This is a genomic window from Dactylosporangium sp. NPDC000244, from assembly GCF_040300725.1.
GTDB lineage: Bacteria > Actinomycetota > Actinomycetes > Mycobacteriales > Micromonosporaceae > Dactylosporangium.
In genome coordinates this window covers 97,113-116,280 of record NZ_JBEPEH010000029.1, presented here as the reverse complement: position 1 = coordinate 116,280, position 19,168 = coordinate 97,113, and the positions used below count along the sequence as shown (strand labels likewise).

General features: G+C 70.0%; 20 protein-coding genes. 9 read left to right on the top strand and 11 right to left on the bottom strand.

Annotation, left to right across the window (positions count from 1 at the left end; genetic code table 11):
• Positions 1-25: 25 nt before the first annotated feature.
• Entirely contained in the window at positions 26-664 is a 639-nt protein-coding gene (locus ABT369_RS36255; protein WP_350619116.1) for an HAD family hydrolase, read from the bottom strand.
• Positions 665-799: 135 nt separating this feature from the next.
• Here ABT369_RS36255 and ABT369_RS36250 point away from each other — a divergent pair, with 135 nt between their 5' ends.
• Positions 800-2,440, top strand: a complete 1,641-nt coding sequence (locus ABT369_RS36250) for a glycosyl hydrolase family 18 protein (RefSeq protein WP_350619029.1) — start codon at positions 800-802, stop codon at positions 2,438-2,440.
• Positions 2,441-2,518: 78 nt separating this feature from the next.
• The gene (locus ABT369_RS36245; RefSeq protein ID WP_350619027.1) at positions 2,519-4,888 is read left to right on the top strand and encodes a helicase-associated domain-containing protein; all 2,370 of its coding nucleotides are present in this window, start codon (positions 2,519-2,521) and stop codon (positions 4,886-4,888) included.
• On the opposite strand, the gene ABT369_RS36240 is transcribed toward ABT369_RS36245, so the two are convergent.
• A complete protein-coding gene (locus tag ABT369_RS36240; protein WP_350619025.1) occupies positions 4,885-5,064 on the bottom strand; it encodes a hypothetical protein in 180 nt (59 codons plus the stop codon). The genes ABT369_RS36245 and ABT369_RS36240 overlap by 4 nt on opposite strands.
• Complete coding sequence (locus ABT369_RS36235) at positions 5,061-5,270, bottom strand: hypothetical protein (RefSeq protein ID WP_350619023.1); 210 nt, start codon at positions 5,268-5,270, stop codon at positions 5,061-5,063. The genes ABT369_RS36240 and ABT369_RS36235 overlap by 4 nt, the downstream gene beginning before the upstream one ends.
• 242 nt (positions 5,271-5,512) lie before the next feature.
• Between ABT369_RS36235 and ABT369_RS36230 the strand changes: the two genes are divergently transcribed.
• Complete coding sequence (locus ABT369_RS36230) at positions 5,513-7,153, top strand: DNA repair helicase XPB (RefSeq protein WP_350619021.1); 1,641 nt, start codon at positions 5,513-5,515, stop codon at positions 7,151-7,153.
• Positions 7,154-7,193: 40 nt separating this feature from the next.
• On the opposite strand, the gene ABT369_RS36225 is transcribed toward ABT369_RS36230, so the two are convergent.
• The 4 genes from ABT369_RS36225 to ABT369_RS36210 form a co-directional block, all read right to left on the bottom strand.
• On the bottom strand, positions 7,194-7,778 hold the full coding sequence (locus ABT369_RS36225; protein ID WP_350619019.1) for an acyl-CoA-like ligand-binding transcription factor: 585 nt from the start codon (positions 7,776-7,778) through the stop codon (positions 7,194-7,196).
• A complete protein-coding gene (locus ABT369_RS36220) occupies positions 7,756-9,270 on the bottom strand; it encodes an MFS transporter (protein ID WP_350619018.1) in 1,515 nt (504 codons plus the stop codon). Before ABT369_RS36220 ends, ABT369_RS36225 begins: the two co-directional genes overlap by 23 nt.
• A gap of 140 nt (positions 9,271-9,410) precedes the next feature.
• On the bottom strand, positions 9,411-10,469 hold the full coding sequence (locus ABT369_RS36215; RefSeq protein ID WP_350619016.1) for an aspartate-semialdehyde dehydrogenase: 1,059 nt from the start codon (positions 10,467-10,469) through the stop codon (positions 9,411-9,413).
• A gap of 11 nt (positions 10,470-10,480) precedes the next feature.
• On the bottom strand, positions 10,481-11,746 hold the full coding sequence (locus ABT369_RS36210; RefSeq protein WP_350619014.1) for an aspartate kinase: 1,266 nt from the start codon (positions 11,744-11,746) through the stop codon (positions 10,481-10,483).
• A gap of 160 nt (positions 11,747-11,906) precedes the next feature.
• Here ABT369_RS36210 and ABT369_RS36205 point away from each other — a divergent pair, with 160 nt between their 5' ends.
• The 4 genes from ABT369_RS36205 to ABT369_RS36190 all read left to right on the top strand — a co-directional run bounded on the left by ABT369_RS36205 (position 11,907) and on the right by ABT369_RS36190 (position 15,716).
• Positions 11,907-12,686, top strand: coding sequence for a hypothetical protein (locus ABT369_RS36205; RefSeq protein WP_350619012.1), 780 nt, complete (start codon positions 11,907-11,909; stop codon positions 12,684-12,686).
• A 160-nt stretch (positions 12,687-12,846) separates the two neighbouring features.
• On the top strand, positions 12,847-14,553 hold the full coding sequence (leuA, locus tag ABT369_RS36200; protein ID WP_350619010.1) for a 2-isopropylmalate synthase: 1,707 nt from the start codon (positions 12,847-12,849) through the stop codon (positions 14,551-14,553).
• 84 nt (positions 14,554-14,637) lie between these two features.
• Positions 14,638-15,330: an HNH endonuclease family protein gene (locus tag ABT369_RS36195; RefSeq protein WP_350619008.1), complete on the top strand. Its 693-nt coding sequence runs from the start codon at positions 14,638-14,640 to the stop codon at positions 15,328-15,330.
• 158 nt (positions 15,331-15,488) lie between these two features.
• A complete protein-coding gene (locus ABT369_RS36190; RefSeq protein ID WP_350619006.1) occupies positions 15,489-15,716 on the top strand; it encodes a hypothetical protein in 228 nt (75 codons plus the stop codon).
• Here ABT369_RS36190 and recR read toward each other — a convergent pair.
• Positions 15,713-16,306 (bottom strand): recombination mediator RecR, encoded by a 594-nt coding sequence (gene recR / locus ABT369_RS36185; protein ID WP_350619004.1) that lies wholly within the window; start codon positions 16,304-16,306, stop codon positions 15,713-15,715. The genes ABT369_RS36190 and recR overlap by 4 nt on opposite strands.
• A 12-nt stretch (positions 16,307-16,318) precedes the next feature.
• A complete protein-coding gene (locus ABT369_RS36180; RefSeq protein ID WP_350619114.1) occupies positions 16,319-16,639 on the bottom strand; it encodes a YbaB/EbfC family nucleoid-associated protein in 321 nt (106 codons plus the stop codon).
• 290 nt (positions 16,640-16,929) lie between these two features.
• Here ABT369_RS36180 and ABT369_RS36175 point away from each other — a divergent pair, with 290 nt between their 5' ends.
• Together ABT369_RS36175 and ABT369_RS36170 are read left to right on the top strand one after the other, a co-directional pair.
• On the top strand, positions 16,930-17,403 hold the full coding sequence (locus ABT369_RS36175; RefSeq protein ID WP_350619002.1) for a DUF6232 family protein: 474 nt from the start codon (positions 16,930-16,932) through the stop codon (positions 17,401-17,403).
• 171 nt (positions 17,404-17,574) lie between these two features.
• Positions 17,575-17,766 (top strand): DUF397 domain-containing protein, encoded by a 192-nt coding sequence (locus ABT369_RS36170; protein WP_350619000.1) that lies wholly within the window; start codon positions 17,575-17,577, stop codon positions 17,764-17,766.
• Here ABT369_RS36170 and ABT369_RS36165 read toward each other — a convergent pair.
• Positions 17,763-17,945 (bottom strand): DUF397 domain-containing protein, encoded by a 183-nt coding sequence (locus ABT369_RS36165; RefSeq protein WP_350618998.1) that lies wholly within the window; start codon positions 17,943-17,945, stop codon positions 17,763-17,765. The two genes, ABT369_RS36170 and ABT369_RS36165, sit on opposite strands and share 4 nt — an antisense overlap.
• Positions 17,946-18,015: 70 nt before the next feature.
• Positions 18,016-18,927 (bottom strand): helix-turn-helix domain-containing protein, encoded by a 912-nt coding sequence (locus ABT369_RS36160; protein ID WP_350618996.1) that lies wholly within the window; start codon positions 18,925-18,927, stop codon positions 18,016-18,018.
• Positions 18,928-19,168: the final 241 nt, after the last annotated feature.

Below are 19,168 nucleotides of genomic sequence, written 5' to 3'. Positions count from 1 at the left end.
TGGCACCCGGGATTGCACACCAAGGCTAGTCATCGGAAACGGCACGGCCAACCGAGATCATGCCTTGGAGAAACGCCGGAAACGGGCGCAGATCGGGGAACACGGCCGTGGCGCCGGCGGCCCGGAGTTCGGCGGCCGAGCACGGGCCCGAGGTGACGCCGACGACCGGAATGCCGGCCAGGACGCCGGCCTGCATGTCGGCCACGTGGTCGCCGACGTAGAGGGCGGCGCCGATGTCGCGCAGGACCTCGGCCTTCTGGGCGTGGAAGACGTCGCCGTAGACGTGGTCGACCTCGATGCCGAGGTGCGCGAGGTGGAGTTCCGCGAGGCGGCCGAGCTTCGAGGTGATGACCGCGATCCGGGCGGGCACCGCGCGCACCGCCGCCAGCGCCTCCAACGCCCCCGGGAGGGCCACCGAGGGCGATATGGCGTGGTCCGGGTAGAGAGACCGATAGATCCGAATAGCCTCGTCGACGCTTTCCGCGGGGAACCACTCCGCCATTTCCTCGCGCAGCGGCGGGCCCAGCCGACTGATCGCGAGGTCGGCGTCGACATGGACGCCGGTCGTCGCGGTGAGCGCCCGCCACGTTGCGGCAATGCCCAGCCTGGTGTCGAGGAGCGTCATGTCAAGGTCAAAGCCAATGACAACCGGTTGTTGAGACACTCTTAAGGATGCCCAGGTCACAGTAGGTATGCCATCGAAACACGCGCTCGACTTCCTATTGACGAGTGAGATCCAGGCCACTACCGTCACCTTCACTTTTAGGAAAGTTTCCTAAGAGACCATCCAGGAGACGCGATGAAACGATCCGTCCGCAACGGCCTCATCGTCGCCGCCGCTTTGGCGGTCGCGGGGGCCGTCGTGCCAATCGTCACGACCACCGCCAATGCCGCCGGCAACCTCAGCGCGACGTTCACGGTCGACCAGGACTGGGGCTCCGGCTGGGGCGCCACCTACAAGATCACCAATGGGACCTCGAGCACGATCAACGGGTGGACGCTCGAGTTCGACCTGCCCGCGGGCGGTCAGATCACCAGCTTCTGGGACGCCGACGTGACCCGCACGGGTCAGCACTACGTCGCGACGAACAAGTCCTGGGCTCCGACCCTGGCCGCGGGCGCGGCCTTCAGCTGGGGCATGAACGGCTCCGGCGCCAAGCCGCCGACCAACTGCAAGATCAACGGCGTGGCCTGTAGCGGGGGCTCGCCGACCACGGCGCCGCCGACCACCACCAAGCCGCCGACGACCCCGCCGGTGACCACCTCGCCGACGACCAAGCCGCCGACGACCCCGCCGCCCACCACGACCACGCCGCCGGCCGGCGGGGCCAAGAAGGTCGTCGGCTACTTCGCGGAGTGGGGCGTCTACGGCCGCAACTACCACGTGAAGAACATCGAGACGAGCGGCTCGGCCGCGAAGCTCACCCACATCCTGTACGCGTTCGGCAACACCACCGGCGGGCGCTGCTCGATCGGTGACAGCTACGCGGACTACGACAAGGCCTACACCGCGGCCGACTCGGTGGACGGCGTCGCCGACACCTGGGACCAGCCGCTGCGGGGCTCGTTCAACCAGCTGAAGAAGCTCAAGGCGATGCACCCGGGCCTCAAGGTCATCTGGTCGTTCGGCGGTTGGACCTGGTCGGCCGGCTTCACGCAGGCCGCGCAGAACCCGACCGCGTTCGCGGACTCCTGCTACAGCCTGATCAACGACTCCCGCTGGGCCGGCGTCTTCGACGGCATCGACATCGACTGGGAGTACCCGAACGCCTGTGGCCTGCAGTGTGACGGCTCCGGCCCGAACGCCTACAAGAGCGTGATCGCCGCGCTGCGCGCCAAGTTCGGCACGTCGAAGCTCGTCACCTCGGCCATCACCGCGGACGGCAGCAACGGCGGCAAGATCGACCTCACCGACTACGCCGGTGCGGCCGCGAACCTCGACTGGTTCATGCCGATGACCTACGACTACTTCGGCGCCTTCAACGCGCAGGGCCCGACCGCCCCGCACTCGCCGCTGAGCTGCTACTCGGGCATCCCGACGGCCGGCTTCTGCTCCGAGGCGGCGATCACCAAGCTCAAGAGCAAGGGCATCCCGTCGAACAAGCTGCTCCTGGGCGTCGGCTTCTACGGCCGCGGCTGGACCGGCGTTACCCAGGCCGGCCCCGGCGGCACGGCCACCGGCGCCGCTCCCGGCACCTACGAGGCGGGCATCGAGGACTACAAGGTCCTCAAGAACAGCTGCCCGGCGACCGGCACCGTCGGCGGCACCGCCTACGCCAAGTGCGGTAACAACTGGTGGAGCTACGACACGCCGTCCACCATCGCCGGCAAGATGACGTACGCGAAGAACCAGAGCCTCGGCGGTGCGTTCTTCTGGGAGCTCTCGGGTGACACGAGCAACGGTGAGCTCATCACCGCGGTCAGCAACGGCCTGAAGTAACTCCGAGCGAGCAATCGAGGGCGGGCCCACCGGGCCCGCCCTCTTTTGTCGTACGCGCCGGTTAGCGTATGAGGCGAGATGACGACGATTTCGCTGGCCGACCATTTGCGCGCCCTGCCCGACGACGAGCTGACGGCGCTCATCCGGCTGCGCCCCGACCTGGTCATCCCGCCGCCGTCGGACTTCTCGGCGCTCGCGCACCGGGCCCAGTCGCGGGTGGCGGTGGCCCGCGCGCTCGACGCGATCGACCAGTTCACGCTGGAGATCCTGGACGCTTTGCGATACACCCGGGTCGGCCACGGCTCGTCGGCCGAGTCGGTGCTGGCGCTCACCGCCCAGTCCGGCGTGGACGCGGTGCGCGTGCGCGCGGCGATCGACCGGCTGCGGACCTTCGCGGTGGTCTACGGCCCCGACCCGGCGCTGCGGATCGTGGGCGCCGTCGACGAGGTGTGCTCGCCCTTCCCGGCCGGCCTGGGCCGCCCCGCCGAGGAGCTCGACCCGGTGGCCGGCGCGCTGGTCGCCGACGCCGCCGGGCTGCGCCGCACGCTGCTGGCCGCCTCCCCCGCCGCCCGGGCCGTGCTCGACCGCCTCGCCGCCGGCCCGCCCGTCGGCACCGTCGCCGCGACCGCCCTGCTGCCCGACTCCGACTCGCCGGTGCGCTGGCTGGTCGAACGGCACCTGCTCGTGCCCGTCGGGCGCGACGCCGTGGAGCTGCCGGTCGAGGTCGCGCTCCTGCTGCGCCGCGAGGCCGGGCCGCTCGGGCAGCTACACCCCGAGCCGCCGCAGCTGCAGACCTCGCAGCGCGACCCCGCCCAGCTGGACCGGGCCGGGGCCGGGCAGGTGCTGGAGCTGGTCCGCAACGCCGAGACGCTGATCGAGACGATCGGGCAGGAGCCGCCTGCCGTACTGCGCTCGGGCGGCCTCGGCATCCGGGAGCTGCGCCGCTACGCCAAGACCGTCGGCGTCGACGAGCAGCAGGCCGCGCTGCTGGTCGAGATCGTCACCGCCGCGGGGCTGATCGGCGAGGAGATCATCGACAACAAGCGGGTCGAGAGCGTCTTCCTGCCCACCGTCGCCTATGACGCCTGGCGCGCGTTCGGCATCGCGGCCCGCTGGCACCGGCTCGCGGTGGCCTGGCTGACCATGACCCGCGCGCCCGCGCTCGTCGGGCAGCGCGACGACCGCGACCGCCCGCTCAACGCGCTCGCGCCCGAGCTGTCCCGCCCCGGCGCCCCGGCCCAGCGCAAGTCCGCCCTGCGGGTGCTGGCCGACCTGGCCCCCGGGCAGACCGCGGTGCCGGCCGGCGTGGTGGAGACCCTCGCCTGGCGCACCCCGCGACGGATCAACCGGGCCACGTCGGCGGCGATCGAGGCGAGCCTGGCCGAGGCCGCGTTCGTGGGGCTGACCGGGTTCGGCGGGCTGACCGGCTACGGGCGGCTGCTGCTGGCCGAGCTCGCGGCCGAGGCGCCCGACCCCGAGGACCCGCTGGGGATCGGCTCGCCCGAGGGCTATGCGCTGTCCGGGTCGGCCTCGCTGCTGGACACGCTGCTGCCGGCCCCCGTCGACCACGTGCTGCTGCAGGCCGACCTGTCCGCGATCGTCCCGGGCCCGCCCGAGCCGACCCTCGCCGGGGAGTTGGAGCTGCTCGGGCTGCAGGAGAGCGCCAGCGTGTACCGCATCACGGCCGACACGATCCGCCGGAGCCTCGACGCCGGCTACTCCGCGGCCGACCTGCACGCGCTGCTCGCCCGGCGCTCGCGCACGCCGGTGCCGCAGACGCTCACCTATCTCATCGACGACGTCGCCCGCCGCCACGGCGGCATGCGCATCGGGTCGGCGAACTCCTACGTGCGCAGCGACGACGAGTCGATGATCGCCGAGGTGCTCGCCGACCGGCGGCTGCAGACGCTGGGGCTGCGCCGCCTGGCCCCGACGGTGCTGGCCTGCCGCCACACGCCGGCCCGGCTGCTGGAGGCGCTGCGGGAGGCCGGATACCCGCCGGTGCAGGAGGACTCGACCGGCGCTGCGGTGCTGAGCCGGCCGAAGCAGCGCCGGGGGGCTCCGCGCCCGTCGTGGGCCTCGCGCGGGGTGGAGGACCCCACGGCGGCGGTCCGGCTCTCGGGCCCGCGGCTCGCCGGCGTCATCGAGCAGATCCGGCGGGGCGACGCGGCGGCCCGGGTCGCGCGGCGGGCGCCCGTGACCGTGCGCGCCAACGGGGCCTCCGGGGCCTCGCACACGGAGGCGCTCGAGGTGCTGCAGCAGGCGCTGCGGGACAAGACCCGGGTGTGGGTCGGATACGTCGACGCGCACGGGGCCACGGCGTCGCGGCTCGTGCGGCCGGTGTCGATGGGCTCGGGCTATCTGCGGGCCGAGGACGAGCGCACGGAGATGCTGCACACCTTCGCGCTGCACCGCATCACCGGCGCGGTCCCGGAGTCGGAAAGCTAGTTCTCGGCCCGGGCCATGCCGATCACGGACACGATCAGCATGACGGCGGCCAGGCTGCCCACCGTCTCGCCGATGGCGTCGGTCAGCGGGCTCTTGAGCACCAGCCAGGAGACGAAGAACCAGCTCAGGGTCGCGAGGGCGACAACGGTGACGCCGAGCTTCGCCAGGTTGCTCATTTCCGCTTCCCACCGCTGCGGCGGATCGAGCCGATGATCGAACCGGCGATCGAGCCCAGGAGCATGACCACGAGGATCGCGCCGAGCGACTCGCTCACGGCGGTCTCGACGTCCGTGTGCGCGACCCGATGGGAGAGCAGGAACCAGCCGACCGCCACCGCGAGGGCGGCGAATCCGCCGAACGTCAAGGTCACCCTCGGACGCATGCCTCGATGCTAGGCGGCCGGCGCGGGCGTCGAATCCGGTGAATTACCCGATGTTCGCCGGTCGCGGGATCGGACGTACGCGCTCGCCCCCGAACTCCATTCGAGCGCGTGCGTCCGGCTCCGCGGCGACGGCCGCCGAAGCCGTCAAAGTCTTGAACGCATGAGACGGGCCGATTCGTTGCACGGGCATCCATCGTTCCCACTATCCGGGAAGTGTCATACCCGCATGCGACACTGGTCCGGTGCCAGAAGGTCCACTGATCGTCCAGTCCGACAAGACGCTCCTGCTCGAGGTCGACCACCCCGACGCCCAGGCGTGCCGCATGGCCATCGCACCGTTCGCCGAGCTCGAGCGGTCGCCGGAGCACGTGCACACCTATCGCCTGACCCCGCTCGGCCTGTGGAACGCGCGCGCCGCGGGCCACGACGCCGAGGGCGTGGTCGACTCCCTGCTGCGCTACTCGCGCTATCCGGTGCCCCACGCGCTGCTGGTGGACATCGCCGAGACGATGGACCGCTACGGGCGGCTCCAGCTGCGCAACGACCCGGTCCACGGCCTCGTCCTGCACGCGTCCGACCGCGCGGTGCTCATCGAGGTCTCCAAGAGCAAGAAGCTCGCCGGGATGCTCGGCAGCCAGATCGACGCCGACACCGTCATCGTCCACGCGTCCGAGCGCGGACGGCTCAAGCAGGCCCTCCTGAAGCTGGGCTGGCCGGCCGAGGACCTGGCCGGCTACGTCGACGGCGAGGCCCACAAGATCGACCTGGCCGAGGACGGCTGGGTGCTGCGCTCCTACCAGCGGGAGGCGGTCGAGTCGTTCTGGGCCGGCGGCTCCGGCGTCGTGGTGCTGCCCTGCGGGGCCGGCAAGACGCTGGTCGGCGCCGCGGCGATGGCCCAGGCCAAGGCGACCACGCTGATCCTGGTCACCAACACGGTCGCGGGGCGGCAGTGGAAGCGCGAGCTGATCGCGCGCACGAGCCTGACCGACGAGGAGATCGGCGAATACTCCGGCGAGCGCAAGGAGATCCGCCCGGTCACGATCGCGACCTACCAGGTGCTGACGACCCGGCGCGGCGGCGCCTTCGCCCACCTCGACCTGTTCAACGCCCGCGACTGGGGCCTCGTGGTCTACGACGAGGTGCACCTGCTGCCGGCGCCGATCTTCCGCTTCACGGCCGACCTGCAGGCCCGGCGGCGGCTCGGCCTGACGGCGACGCTGGTGCGGGAGGACGGGCGCGAGGGGGACGTGTTCTCGCTCATCGGGCCCAAGCGGTATGACGCGCCCTGGAAGGACATCGAGGCGCAGGGGTGGATCGCGCCCGCGGAGTGCGTCGAGGTGCGGGTGACGCTGACCGACGAGGAGCGGATGGCCTACGCCGTCGCCGAGCCCGAGGAGCGCTATCGGGTGGCGGCCACGGCCCGGACGAAGCTGCCGGTGGTCCGGGCGTTGATCGATCGGCACAAGGACGATCAGGTCCTGGTCATCGGGGGCTACATCGACCAGCTGCATCAGCTCGGGGAGTTTCTGCAGGCGCCGATCATTCAGGGGGCCACGACCAACCGGGAGCGGGAGAAGCTGTTCGACTCGTTCCGCAGCGGGGAGCTCCGGACGCTGGTGATCTCCAAGGTCGGCAACTTCTCCATCGATCTTCCCGAGGCGGCGGTCGCCGTGCAGGTGTCGGGGACGTTCGGGTCCCGGCAGGAGGAGGCGCAGCGGCTGGGGCGGGTTCTCCGGCCCAAGGCGGACGGACGGCAGGCGCACTTCTACACGGTGGTGGCCAGGGACACCATCGACACGGAGTATGCGGCCCATCGGCAGCGCTTCCTGGCCGAGCAGGGCTACGCCTACACGATCACCGACGCCGACGACGTCGTCGCCTGAGCGCTGCTGTCACCTGAGCGCCGCTGTCACCTGAGCGCCGCTATGGGCCCTCGGCCACCACGTCGAGGGCCTGGTCGATCAGTTTCAGCGCCTCGTGCGCGTCGCCGCCGTCCCTGGCCCAGGTCAGGAGGGCGTTCATCATGGCTCCGACGCAGGCGCCGACGAAGGCCTGGCACCGGAAGTCGTCGGCCGGGCGGCCCAGGCGTTCGGCCAGGGGGACCGCCAGGAACCTGATCGAGTCCTGCAGGCTGTCCAGGGCGCGCATCCTCAGCGCCGGGACGCCCAGCTGGAGCCTGGCCCGTTCCAGGGCCTGGTCCACCTCGTCCTGGGTGATCGCCTTGAAGGCGTCCACGAACGCATGCCGCACCACCTCCAGCGGGGTCAGGCCGGCCGGTGCCGATCGGATCTTGTCCGCCATCAGCTCGTCGTAGCGGTCCTGGATGACCACGTCTTCCTTGGTCTTGAAGTATCGGAAGAACGTGCTCGGGGAGATCTCCGCGGCCTCGGCGATCTGCTCGACCGTGGTCGCGTCGTAGCCCTGCTGGGCGAACAGGCGCACCGCGTGCTCCTGAATCGCCCAGCGGGTCTTCTGCTTCTTGCGTTCACGCAACCCTGGTGAGCTCATCCACCGATTCTTCCGCACCGGGGCGCTTCTGGGCATTGGGCAGGAACAGGGCCGCCAGGACGGCCCCGATGACGCCGATGGCGGAGCAGACCAGCAGGACCACGGCCATGGCGTCCACGAAGGCCGTCCTGGCGGCCAGGGCCAGGGCCGCGTCGCCGGTCCTCGCGGCCAGGGTCACGCCGGCGGCGACCGAGCGACGGGCCGCCTCCGGGGCGTCGTCGAGGCGGCTGCGGTACACGGCGCTGGTCAGGCTGCCGAGCAACGCCACGCCCAGGGCGCCCGCCACCTGGCGAAAGGTCATCGTGATCGCCGTGCCCGAGCCGGCCTCGTCGCGCGGCAGGGCGCCGAGCACCGCGTCCATCGCGGGAGTGATCGCCAGGCCGATGCCCGCCCCGGCGATCGCCAGCCAGGTCGCCACGGTGCCGTAGCCGGTGCCGACCTCGGTCCGCGCGCCCAGTCCCAGGCCCAGCGCGCCGATCAGCAGGCCTCCCGCCACCGGGACTCGCGTGACGGTCAGGTGGGCGATCCGCTCGCCCAGGGGTGCCCCCACGAACAGGCCGGCGATCAGCGGGAGCAGGCGCAGTCCCACTCCCAGGGCGTCGTCGCCGCGAACCGCCTGCAGGTACTGGGGCAGGATGAACAGCACGCCGAAGAGGGCGAACGAGGACAGGGTTCCGGCGGCGGTACCCCAGGCGAAACGCGGCTTCCGGAAGAGCCTCAGGTCGATCATCGGGCTCTTCGCCCGGCGCTCCACCAGGACGAAGGCGGCCAGGAGCGCGGCGCCGCCGACCAGGCCGGCGAGGACCCTCGCGTCGGTCCAGCCCCGGGTGGGGGCCTCGATCACGCCGTACACCAGGGCGACCAGGCCCACCGTCGACAGGCCGGCACCGAGCAGGTCGACGCGCCGGGGCGTGGCCGCCCGCGACTCCGGGACGAGGAAGGCGACCGCCACCAGGGCGACCAGGGCCACGGGAACGTTGATCACGAAGATCGAGCCCCACCAGAAGTGCTCCAGCAGGTAGCCGCCGATGATCGGGCCCAGCGGCAGGCCGACGCCCATGCCCATGGTCAGCAGGGAGATGGCCCGGCCGCGCTCGTGCTCGTCGAAGAGCACGGGCAGGACGGCCATGGTCAGCGGGGTCAGGATGGCGCCGCCGATGCCCATCAGCGCCCTCGCGGCGATCACCTGGAGCGCGTCCGCGGCGAAGACGGCCACCAGCGACGAGCCGGCGAACAGCGCCAGGCCGATCATGAGCAGGCGTTTCCTGCCGTAGCGGTCGCCCATGGCGCCCATGGGGAGCAGGAGGCCGGCGAAGACCAGCACGTACGCGTTGACGATCCACTGCAGGTCGTCCGAGCCGGCGTCGAGCGCGGTGGCGAGCGTGGGCAGGGCGACGTTGAGGATCGTGGTGTCGAAGCCGACGGTGAGCACGCTGAGCACGATCGCGATGAGCGCCCACCAGCGTCGGGGGCTCGAAGTGACAGCATCCATTTTTTGAGAGTAACTGTCATTTGACTTCAGCCGTCAACTGAGAGCTACTTCACAGCGAGTGAAACGGATTTATGACCCGGCAGGCGAAATATCCGAAAAGTCGCGGCGCGGAGCGTCCGACTTTTCGGGCCAAAAGCGGGTCAGGCGGTGAGTTCCTTCGAGAGGAGCTCGGCGATCTGGGCCGTGTTCAGCGCCGCGCCCTTGCGCAGGTTGTCGCCCGTCACGAAGAAGTCCAGCGCCCTCGGGTCGTCGACCGAGCGCCGGATGCGGCCGACCCACGAGGGGTCGGTGCCCACGGCGTCGATCGGCATCGGGAACTCGCCCGCGGCCGGGTCGTCGACCAGGATCACGCCCGGGGCGTGGCGCAGGACCTCACGGGCGCCCTCCGCGTCGACCTCGGTGCCGAAGACCGCGTGGACGGCGACCGAGTGGCCGGTGACGACCGGGACGCGCACGCACGTGGCCGAGACCTTGAGGTCGGGCAGCCCGAGAATCTTGCGGGACTCGTTGCGCAGCTTGAGCTCCTCCGAGGACCATCCGGCCTCGCGGAGGGAGCCTGCCCACGGTACGACATTCAACGCCAGCGGCGCGGGGAACGGACCGAGGTCGTCGCCCACGGCCCGACGCACGTTGCCCGAGCGCGAGCCCAGGGTGCGGTCGCCGCCGACGCGCTCGAGCTGGTCGAGCAGCGTGTCGACGCCGTCCTGGCCGGCGCCGGAGACGGCCTGGTAGGAGGCCAGGACGAGCTCCTTGAGCCCGTATTCGCGGTGCAGCGGGGAGAGCGCCACGATCATCGTGAGCGTGGTGCAGTTCGCGTTGGCGATGATCCCCTTCGGGCGGTTGCGCACCTGCTCCGGGTTGATCTCGGGCACCACGAGCGGCACGTCCGGGTCCAGGCGGAAGGCGGCCGAGTTGTCCACCGCGATGGCGCCGCGCGCGACCGCGATCGGCGCCCACTCCGCTGAGACCTCGTCGGGCACGTCGAACATGGCCACGTCGACGCCGTCGAAGACCTCGGGCGTCAGCTCCTGGACGAGCAGTTCCTCGCCGCGCACGGTCAGCTTGCGGCCCGCCGAGCGCTTGGACGCGACCAGCCGGATCTCGCCCCACACGTTCTTGCGGGACGACAGCAGCTCACACATCACGGAGCCGACGGCCCCGGTGGCCCCGACAACAGCCAGGCTCGGCAGACCGCCCATGAGGGACGAACCTACCTTCCGGTCCCCGCGTACACCACGGCTTCCTCGTCTCCGCCCAGCTCGAACGCGTCGTGAATCGCCCGGACGGCGACATCGAGGTCGGTGTCGCGGCACACGACCGAGACCCGGATCTCCGAGGTGGAGATCATCTCGATGTTCACGCCGGCCTCGGCCAGGGCCGCGAAGAGCTTGGCCGCGACGCCCGGGTTGGAGCGCATGCCGGCGCCGATGAGCGAGACCTTGCCGATGTGGTCGTCGAACAGGACCGCCTTGTAGTCCACGGTGGACTTGATCCGCTCGAGCGCGGCCTTGGCGGCGGCGCCGTCGGTCTTCGGCAGCGTGAAGGAGATGTCGGTGCGGCCGGTGCTCTCGGTCGACACGTTCTGCACGATCATGTCGATGTTGGTCTCCGCGGCCGCGACCGTCTGGAAGATCCGCGCGGCGACACCGGGCTGGTCGGGCACGCCGACGATGGTGATCTTCGCCTCGCTGCGGTCGTGCGCGACGCCGGTGATGAGCGCTTGCTCCACGGAAAGGTCCTCCATCGATCCGGTGACCATGGTGCCGTTGGCGGTTGAGTACGAGGAACGCACGTGGATCGGCAGCGAGAACCGCCGCGCGTATTCCACGCTGCGCAGGTGCAGCACCTTGGCGCCGCACGCGGCCAGCTCGAGCATCTCCTCGTAAGTGATCTGCTTGATGTGCCGGGCGTTCTTGGCGACCCGCGGGTCGGCCGTGAAGATGCCGTCGACGTCGGTGTAGATCTCGCAGACGTCGGACTGCAGCGCGGCGGCGAGCGCCACCGCGGTGGTGTCGGAGCCGCCCCGGCCCAGCGTGGTGATGTCCTTGGTGTCCTGGGAGACGCCCTGGAAACCGGCGACGATCGCGATCGCGCCCTCGTCCAGCGCGCTGCGCAGGCGGCCCGGGGTGACGTCGATGATGCGGGCCCGGCCGTGCGTCGACGTGGTGATCACGCCGGCCTGGCTGCCGGTGTAGGAGCGGGCCTCGTACCCCAGGTTGTTGATCGCCATCGCGAGCAGCGCCATGGAGATGCGCTCACCGGCGGTCAGCAGCATGTCGAGCTCGCGGCCGGCGGGGACCGGGCTCACCTGCGACGCGAGGTCGAGGAGCTCGTCGGTCGTGTCGCCCATGGCCGAGACGACCACGACGACCTCGTTGCCGGCCTTCCGCGTGTCGACGATGCGCTCGGCGACGCGCTTGATGCGCTCGGCGTTGGCGACGGAAGACCCGCCATACTTCTGCACGATCAGCGCCACCGCCGTCGAGCTCCTTTCCGGTCAAGGTCAACACATGGTCAACGCAGCCGAGCGTACCGGGGTGGGATGCCCGCCGGGAGTGGCGTTCCACGATCCGGCCGCTCCGCCGGGCGAGAATACGCGGGTGCTTCCGCGACGGGTCGGCCATTATCCGATCACTGTGATCACCGGCACGGCGATGGCCGTGCTCACCGGCCTGCTCCTGTCGGGGTGCAGCTCCTCCGGCGGCCCGCCGTCGACCTCGACGACGACCCCGGCCGGCACCCCGCTGCCGGCCCAGCCGGACCCGCGCGGGTTGCTCGCGGCGCGCGTGGCGGTGGCGAAGGACCAGCGGTACGTCGCCGCGTACACGCTCACCGTCCAGGGCAAGGCGCCCCGCTCGGTCCTGGTGTCGATCGCCTCCGACCGGACCTGGCGGGTCGACATCCAGGGCGGCGCGCTGGGCGGCACCGCGGACGTGGCCATCGCGAGCCGGCCCGAGGGGCAGTACCAGTGCCAGATCAACCCCGCCGGCAGCTGTGTGAAGGTCGCGGCGGCCGGCAAGAAGCTGCCGGCGGCGATCGATCCGCGGGTGCAGTACGTCTTCGTCAGCTGGCTCGACGTGCTGCTGGACCGGCAGATCCCGCTGTCGGTGGCGCCCGCCGAGCCGCTCGCGGGCACCTCGGCGCCGTGCTTCGCCGTCGAGCCGGGCGTGACCGCGATCGCACCCCCGATCGACCCCGGCACCTTCTGCTACAACGACAACGGCATCCTCACCGCGGCCAGGCTCCCGTTCGGCCAGTTGATGCTCACGGGCGAGGTGGTGGCCGCCCCGGCGACGATCTCGCTGCCCGGCCCGGTCGCGGACGGAGCGCCGCTGGGCACGTCGGCCCCGCCGCCCCCGCCGCCCTCACCCAGCGGCGTACCCAGTGGCGCGGCGTCGGCAAAGCCCGTAGGGTAGGGCTTGACATGTGGCAGACGCTTCTTCTTCGTCGCCGCGACGGGGCCCGACAGGCCGGCACCTCGTCGCGGGGATGACGCGCGCGTCCGCGCTCCTGCCGGTCTGACTTCCCAGACCTTTCCCGCGCATCGTGCGCGCGACAATTCAGGAGCATGACAGCATGTCCGATATCGCCCGTCAGACCAGCAGCCGGATGCCCATCCACCGCTACCGGCCGTTCTCCGAACAGTTCCCGATCCCGCTGACCGACCGGCAATGGCCCGCGAACGAGGTCACGGTCGCGCCCCGGTGGTGTGCCGTGGACCTGCGCGACGGCAACCAGGCCCTGATCGACCCGATGTCGGTCGAGCGCAAGCGGCGCATGTTCAACCTGCTGGTCCGGATGGGGTACAAGGAGATCGAGGTCGGGTTCCCGGCCGCCTCGCAGACGGACTTCGACTTCGTACGCACGCTCATCGAGCAGGACCTGATCCCCGAGGACGTCACGATCCAGGTGCTGACCCAGTGCCGGGACAACCTGATCGAGCGCACCTTCCAGTCGCTGGTCGGCGCCCGCCGCGCGATCGTGCACTTCTACAACTCGACCTCGACGCTGCAGCGGCGGGTCGTGTTCGGCCTGGACCGGGCCGGGATCACCGACATCGCCACCACGGGCGCGCGGCTGTGCCAGAAGTACGCCGAGGCGATCACCCCGGACACCGAGATCTACTACGAGTACTCCCCCGAGTCCTACACCGGCACCGAGCTGGACTACGCGCTGGAGGTCTGCAGCGCGGTCATCGAGGTGCTGCAGCCGACGCCGGACCGCCCGCTGATCGTCAACCTGCCGGCGACGGTGGAGATGGCCACGCCCAACGTCTACGCCGACTCCATCGAGTGGATGTCGCGCAACCTGCCGCGCCGGGAGTCGGTCGTACTGTCGCTGCACCCGCACAACGACCGGGGCACCGCGGTCGCGGCCGCCGAGCTGGGCCTGCTGGCCGGTGCCGACCGGGTCGAGGGGTGCCTGTTCGGCAACGGCGAGCGGACGGGCAACGTCGACCTGGTGACGCTGGGGCTGAACCTGTTCTCGCAGGGCGTCGACCCCCAGGTGGACTTCTCGGACATCGACGAGATCAAGCGCACGGTGGAGTACTGCAACCAGCTGCCGGTCCACGAGCGCCACCCGTACGCGGGTGACCTGGTCTACACCGCGTTCTCGGGCTCGCACCAGGACGCGATCAAGAAGGGCTTCGATGCCCTCAACCGCGACGCGACGGCCGCCGGGGTCGACGTCGACCAGTTCACGTGGGGCGTGCCCTACCTGCCGGTCGACCCGAAGGACCTGGGCCGCTCCTACGAGGCCGTCATCCGGGTCAACTCGCAGTCGGGCAAGGGCGGCGTCGCGTACGTCATGAAGTCCGAGCACCACCTGGACCTCCCGCGCCGGCTGCAGATCGAGTTCTCGGGCGTCGTGCAGCGGCACACCGACGACGAGGGCGGCGAGGTCAACCCGCAGCAGATGTGGGACTTCTTCGCGGCCGAGTACTTCTCGGACCGGCGGTTCACGCTGACGTCGTACGAGGCCAACACCGTCGACGGCAAGGTCACTCTGGCGGCCGAGATCACCGTCGACGGGCAGACCCGCAGCGTGGAGGCGACCGGCAACGGGCCCATCGACGCGTTCGTGCACGCCCTGGGCGACGTCGGCGCGGATGTGCGCGTGCTGGACTACGCCGAGCACGCGCTGACGTCGGGCGAAGGGGCGCAGGCGGCGGCGTACGTCGAGTGCTCCGTCGACGGCCGGACGTACTGGGGCGTCGGCATCGACGCGAACATCGTGACGGCCTCGTTGCGCGCGGTGCTCAGCGCGGCCAACCGCGGCTGACAGTCGCCAATCGGACCCGCCCGTGGCGATCGACACGGGCGGGTCTCCAACACTTGTTCGCATTGATGCCGCACAGTAGGGGACGTGCGCCCCTCCACCAACGGCAAAGCCGTTCTCATCGCTCTAGCGCTCGCCACGGTGCTCACCGGCGCCGGCAGCTGCGACGTCTCCTCCACCCCCGGCTCGGCCACGGGCTCCTCGGACACGGGCACGAACACCGGCTCCGGCTCCGGCTCCGGTGGCGGTGGTGGTGGCAACGCGAAGGCGTCGCTGGACACGTTGACCGTCGCCACGGCCGCCTCGATGTCCGGCTACAGCCGCGAGAAGTTCACGCACTGGATCGGCCAGGGGAACGGCTGCGACACGCGCGACGTCGTACTGAAGCGCGACGGCAAGAACGTCAAGGCCACCGCCGACTGCAAGATCACGGCGGGCTCCTGGCACAGCCCGTACGACGAGAAGGACCTGACCGACCCGCAGGCCCTCGACATCGATCACATGGTGCCGCTCGCGGCCGCGTGGCGCTCCGGCGCCGCGAAGTGGACCGACGAGCAGCGCAAGGAATTCGCCAACGACCTGACCCGGCCGCAGCTGTTCGCGGTCAGTCTCCAGTCGAACCGGTCGAAGGGTGACCAGGACCCGTCGACGTGGAAGCCGCCGAACCACGCGTTCTGGTGCACGTACGCCACCGACTGGGTAACAGTGAAGACCTACTACAAGTTGTCCGTGACCACCGCGGAGAAGACCGCGCTCTCGGACATGCTGGCGACCTGCTGATGCGCTTTTGGAGGAACCGGATGTCGGAGACGACCCCACCCGCTTCGCCCCCGGCTGCCGACCCGGTTCCTCCGCCGTCACAGGCCCCTGCGGATGTGCCGGCCGCCTCGGCTTCTCCGGAGGCGCCGGCCTCCTCGGATGTGCCACGGACCGACATCATGGCCGGTCCGGGCGGGGTCATGACCGACGACGTCGGAGTCGTGACCGGGGAGCTGACCCTGCAGTCCGAGATCGGCGCCGACGGGTCCTTCGTCGTCAAGGTCCAATACAAAGACGCCGAGGAATGGTACTCAGTGACGGGCGCCAAGGGCACGCTGAAGGACCCGGCTGACTTGGCGGCCGTCCACGCCGTCGTCGCCGGGATCCTCAACCGCCCCGAGGGCTAGACGGCCCTTCGGCCCTCGAAGGCGCGGCCCAGGGTGATCTCGTCGGCGTACTCCAGGTCGCCGCCGACGGGCAGGCCGCTGGCCAGCCGGGTGACGTTGAGGCCCATCGGCTTGACCAGCAGGGCGAGGTACGTCGCCGTCGCCTCTCCCTCGGTGTTGGGGTCGGTCGCGAGGATGAGCTCCTTGCACGTGCCGTCGGCCAGGCGCGTCATCAGCTCGCGGATGCGCAGGTTGTCGGGGCCGACGCCCTCGAGCGGATTGATCGCGCCGCCGAGCACGTGGTAGCGCCCGCGGAACTCCCCCGTGCGCTCGATCGCCACGACGTCCTTGGGCTCCTCGACCACGCAGAAGACCTCGTCACTGCGGCGCGGGTCGCGGCAGATCCGGCAGAGCTCGGCCTCGGCCACGTTGAAGCAGCGCGTGCAGAACCGCACGAGCTCCTTGACCCGCTGCAGCGCCTGGGCGAGGCGCTTGACGTCCACGGGGTCGGCCGCGAGCACGTGGAACGCGATGCGCTGCGCGCTCTTCGGCCCGACCCCGGGCAGACGACCGAGCTCGTCGATCAGATCCTGGATGGCGCCTTCGTACACGCCGGTCGCCCGTTAGAAGCCGGGCAGCCCGAGACCGCCGCCCAGGCCCCCGAGCCCGGCGGTCAGCGGGCCCATCTTCTGCTCGGTCAGATCACGGGCGGCCTGGGCCGCGTTGTGCACCGCCGCGACGACAAGGTCCTCGAGGGTCTCGACGTCGTCCGGGTCGACCGCCTTGGGGTCGATCTTCACGGACACGACCTCGCCGGTCCCCTTGACGGTCGCCGTGACGAGACCGCCCCCGGCCGTCCCGGTGAGCTCGGCCTCGGCCAGCTCCGCCTGCGCGGCGACCATCTGCTGCTGCATCTTCTGGGCCTGCTTCATCATCTGCTGCAGGTTGGGCTGTCCACCGGGCCGCACAGAGCGCTCCTTCATGGTCGGATTCTTCAATCAAAGCTTAGGGCCTGCCGAGCGTCCGCTTCCGGGCCGACCCGCCAGCGGAAATTCCATTTGCCCACGTCGCTGGCCCCGGTCACGCTAGGTTGGTCTCCACGAGCGAGGACACCCTGGGTGACAACAGTGGCACGGCGAGTGGCAGTTTCGCAGCTTGCGATATGGCACTTAGTGGTCTGGCGATCTGTGACGCAGCCGACTCATACTGTTTGACGAGGCTAAGGGGGGAACCGATGCCGACCGTCTTCTACCAAGGTCACGACATCGTCATCACTGATGATGTCTACGCGGTCTGGAAACCCGAGCCCCAGGTGTTCGACCTGGAGGCCCTCGAAGATCTGCGCGTCGAGCACGACGGTCATCCCGGACGAATGGTACTCCTCGTCGCGGGCGCCCTGGTCACCGTGGGGGCGGCGGCCGCAATGACGCTCACCGACGGCGCCGGTCAATACGTCATCGCCGCGGCCGTCCTGTCCGTGCCTCCGCTCACGGGCCGCGCGATCCGCATTTTCACCCCGGTCGTCTGGCTCCTGCGCGCCAGCTACGCCGGGGCCGGCGTCACCCTGTTCACATCGAGCAACGCGATTACCTTGCTGCGCGTGCGGCGCAGCCTGATGCGGGCCTTCGCGGCGAACGCGGCCAGCGTGGAGCGCCTCGACCGCACCGGCTACGCCGAGGCCTACAGGAGGCTGAACTCCCTGCTCTGACGGGGCGGCCTCAGAACCTGCCCGCGGGACTCGTAGTCCCGCGGGCAACGCCCGTTGCCCGGTTTGCCGGATATATGCATTCATGGGCCAACCTCGCATACCGACGTGTCGTTGTGCAACGCGCTCCGTATGCTGAAGGTTCACGTCCTAGGGTTTGAGGAGGCCGACCCGATGGCCGAGAACAGTAACGCCCTCGAATGGCGCAGGTCCCGCTTCTGCGGCAACCAATCGTGCGTGGAAGTCGCATTCAGTGCGAATTCGGTTCTGATCCGGGATGGCAAGCATCCGGATGCGGCGCACCTGAAATTCGACCCCGACGACTGGCGGGCCTTCATCGCGATTCTGACGACCGGCAGGGCCTAGCCGCGGTCGAACTGGCCGATCTTCACGCCGGCCACGAACGCCCGCCACGGGCCGGACTCGAAGGAGAGCACCGCCTCGCCGGGGTTCTTGCCGTCGCGAACGTGCACATCATTCGCGGTGGCGACCTCGACGCACGTCGTGTTGCCGCAGTAGGAGCTGCGGCGGAAGACGCGTGGCATGGCCGATTCGTGCATGGTTCACCTGGGTTTCTGACGGGGAGGCACTCGCCTCCGGTCGGGTCCTTCGGCGTCAGGCCGAAGATCCTTCATCGGCCGGCCAGAGGTCCGCGGTGGCGGGAGCTTTCGCGGCGGCGGCTATCCTGCGGGCCGATTCGACTTCCCCGATCGAGGCATCCCACATCCGATCCCAGCCCTCGCGGTGTCGCGAAATACGGACGGAATCGTCGACGATTTCGTCGATGGTATAGCTCTCTCGGTACAACACTGCGTGGCTGTTGTCCTCGCTCGACAAGTACAGCAGGTCGTATTGACCGAAAGGCGGATACGGACTCGAAAGCGGGTGGAGGCGCACGCTGAGCCAGCCTTCGGCAATGGCCGAACTGACCGCGGACAACGCCTCACCGAGCGCTTCGGCCCCGCCGTACCGGCGCAGGAGTACCGACTCGTCGAACAGTGCGAAAAGCTTGGGGCGCGGGGCGCGATCGCGCAGCGCCTTCCAACGCGCGGTCCGGATCTCGGCGCGCGTGCGAATCTCGTCATCGGTCAGGTCGCCCACGAAGCCGCTGGTCACGGCGAGGGCGTAGGCCTCGGTCTGCAGCCATCCGGGGATCGCCGCCGGCGCGAAGCTCCGTATCACGGTCGCCTCGGCCTCGAAGCTGATCAGTTGACGCAGGGCCGGCGTCAGCATGTCCTGATAACGCCGGTCGTCCCACCACTGCCTCCGCTGCCGTTTGGACGACTTGGCGGCCTGGATCAGATCCTCGACGGTGTCGCGATCCTTGATGCCCAGATAGGACAGCAGCGGGCGAAGGTCGTTCGCGGAGATCGTGACCTCGCCGGACTCGATCCGCATCACCTTCGAGAGGGACCACTCCATCGCCTCGGCGACCTGAGATTGGGTGTCTCCCTTTTGGGAGCGGGCGTCCTTGATCGCCAGCCGAACCTTCCGGCGAGCAGCCGCGGGCGCGTCACCCGAACTCATCATGTCCCTCGTTGGACGTATGTCTACTAGCCATATCGCAAAGCGTGGTTCAGCCTACGCGCCTAGTCGAGGCGTATGGGTAAGACATGAAAACAACCGAGTCGGCCATACCCGGCCTTGTCCGGAAATATGGTCGCTCGCTCGGATGACCTATCGAGCCGTGGCCTAGTGTAGGACTTGGCCGCCATACGGCAATCGGTGATATGGCAGATTCGCCGGATCGTTACCTACTGGACAGTAA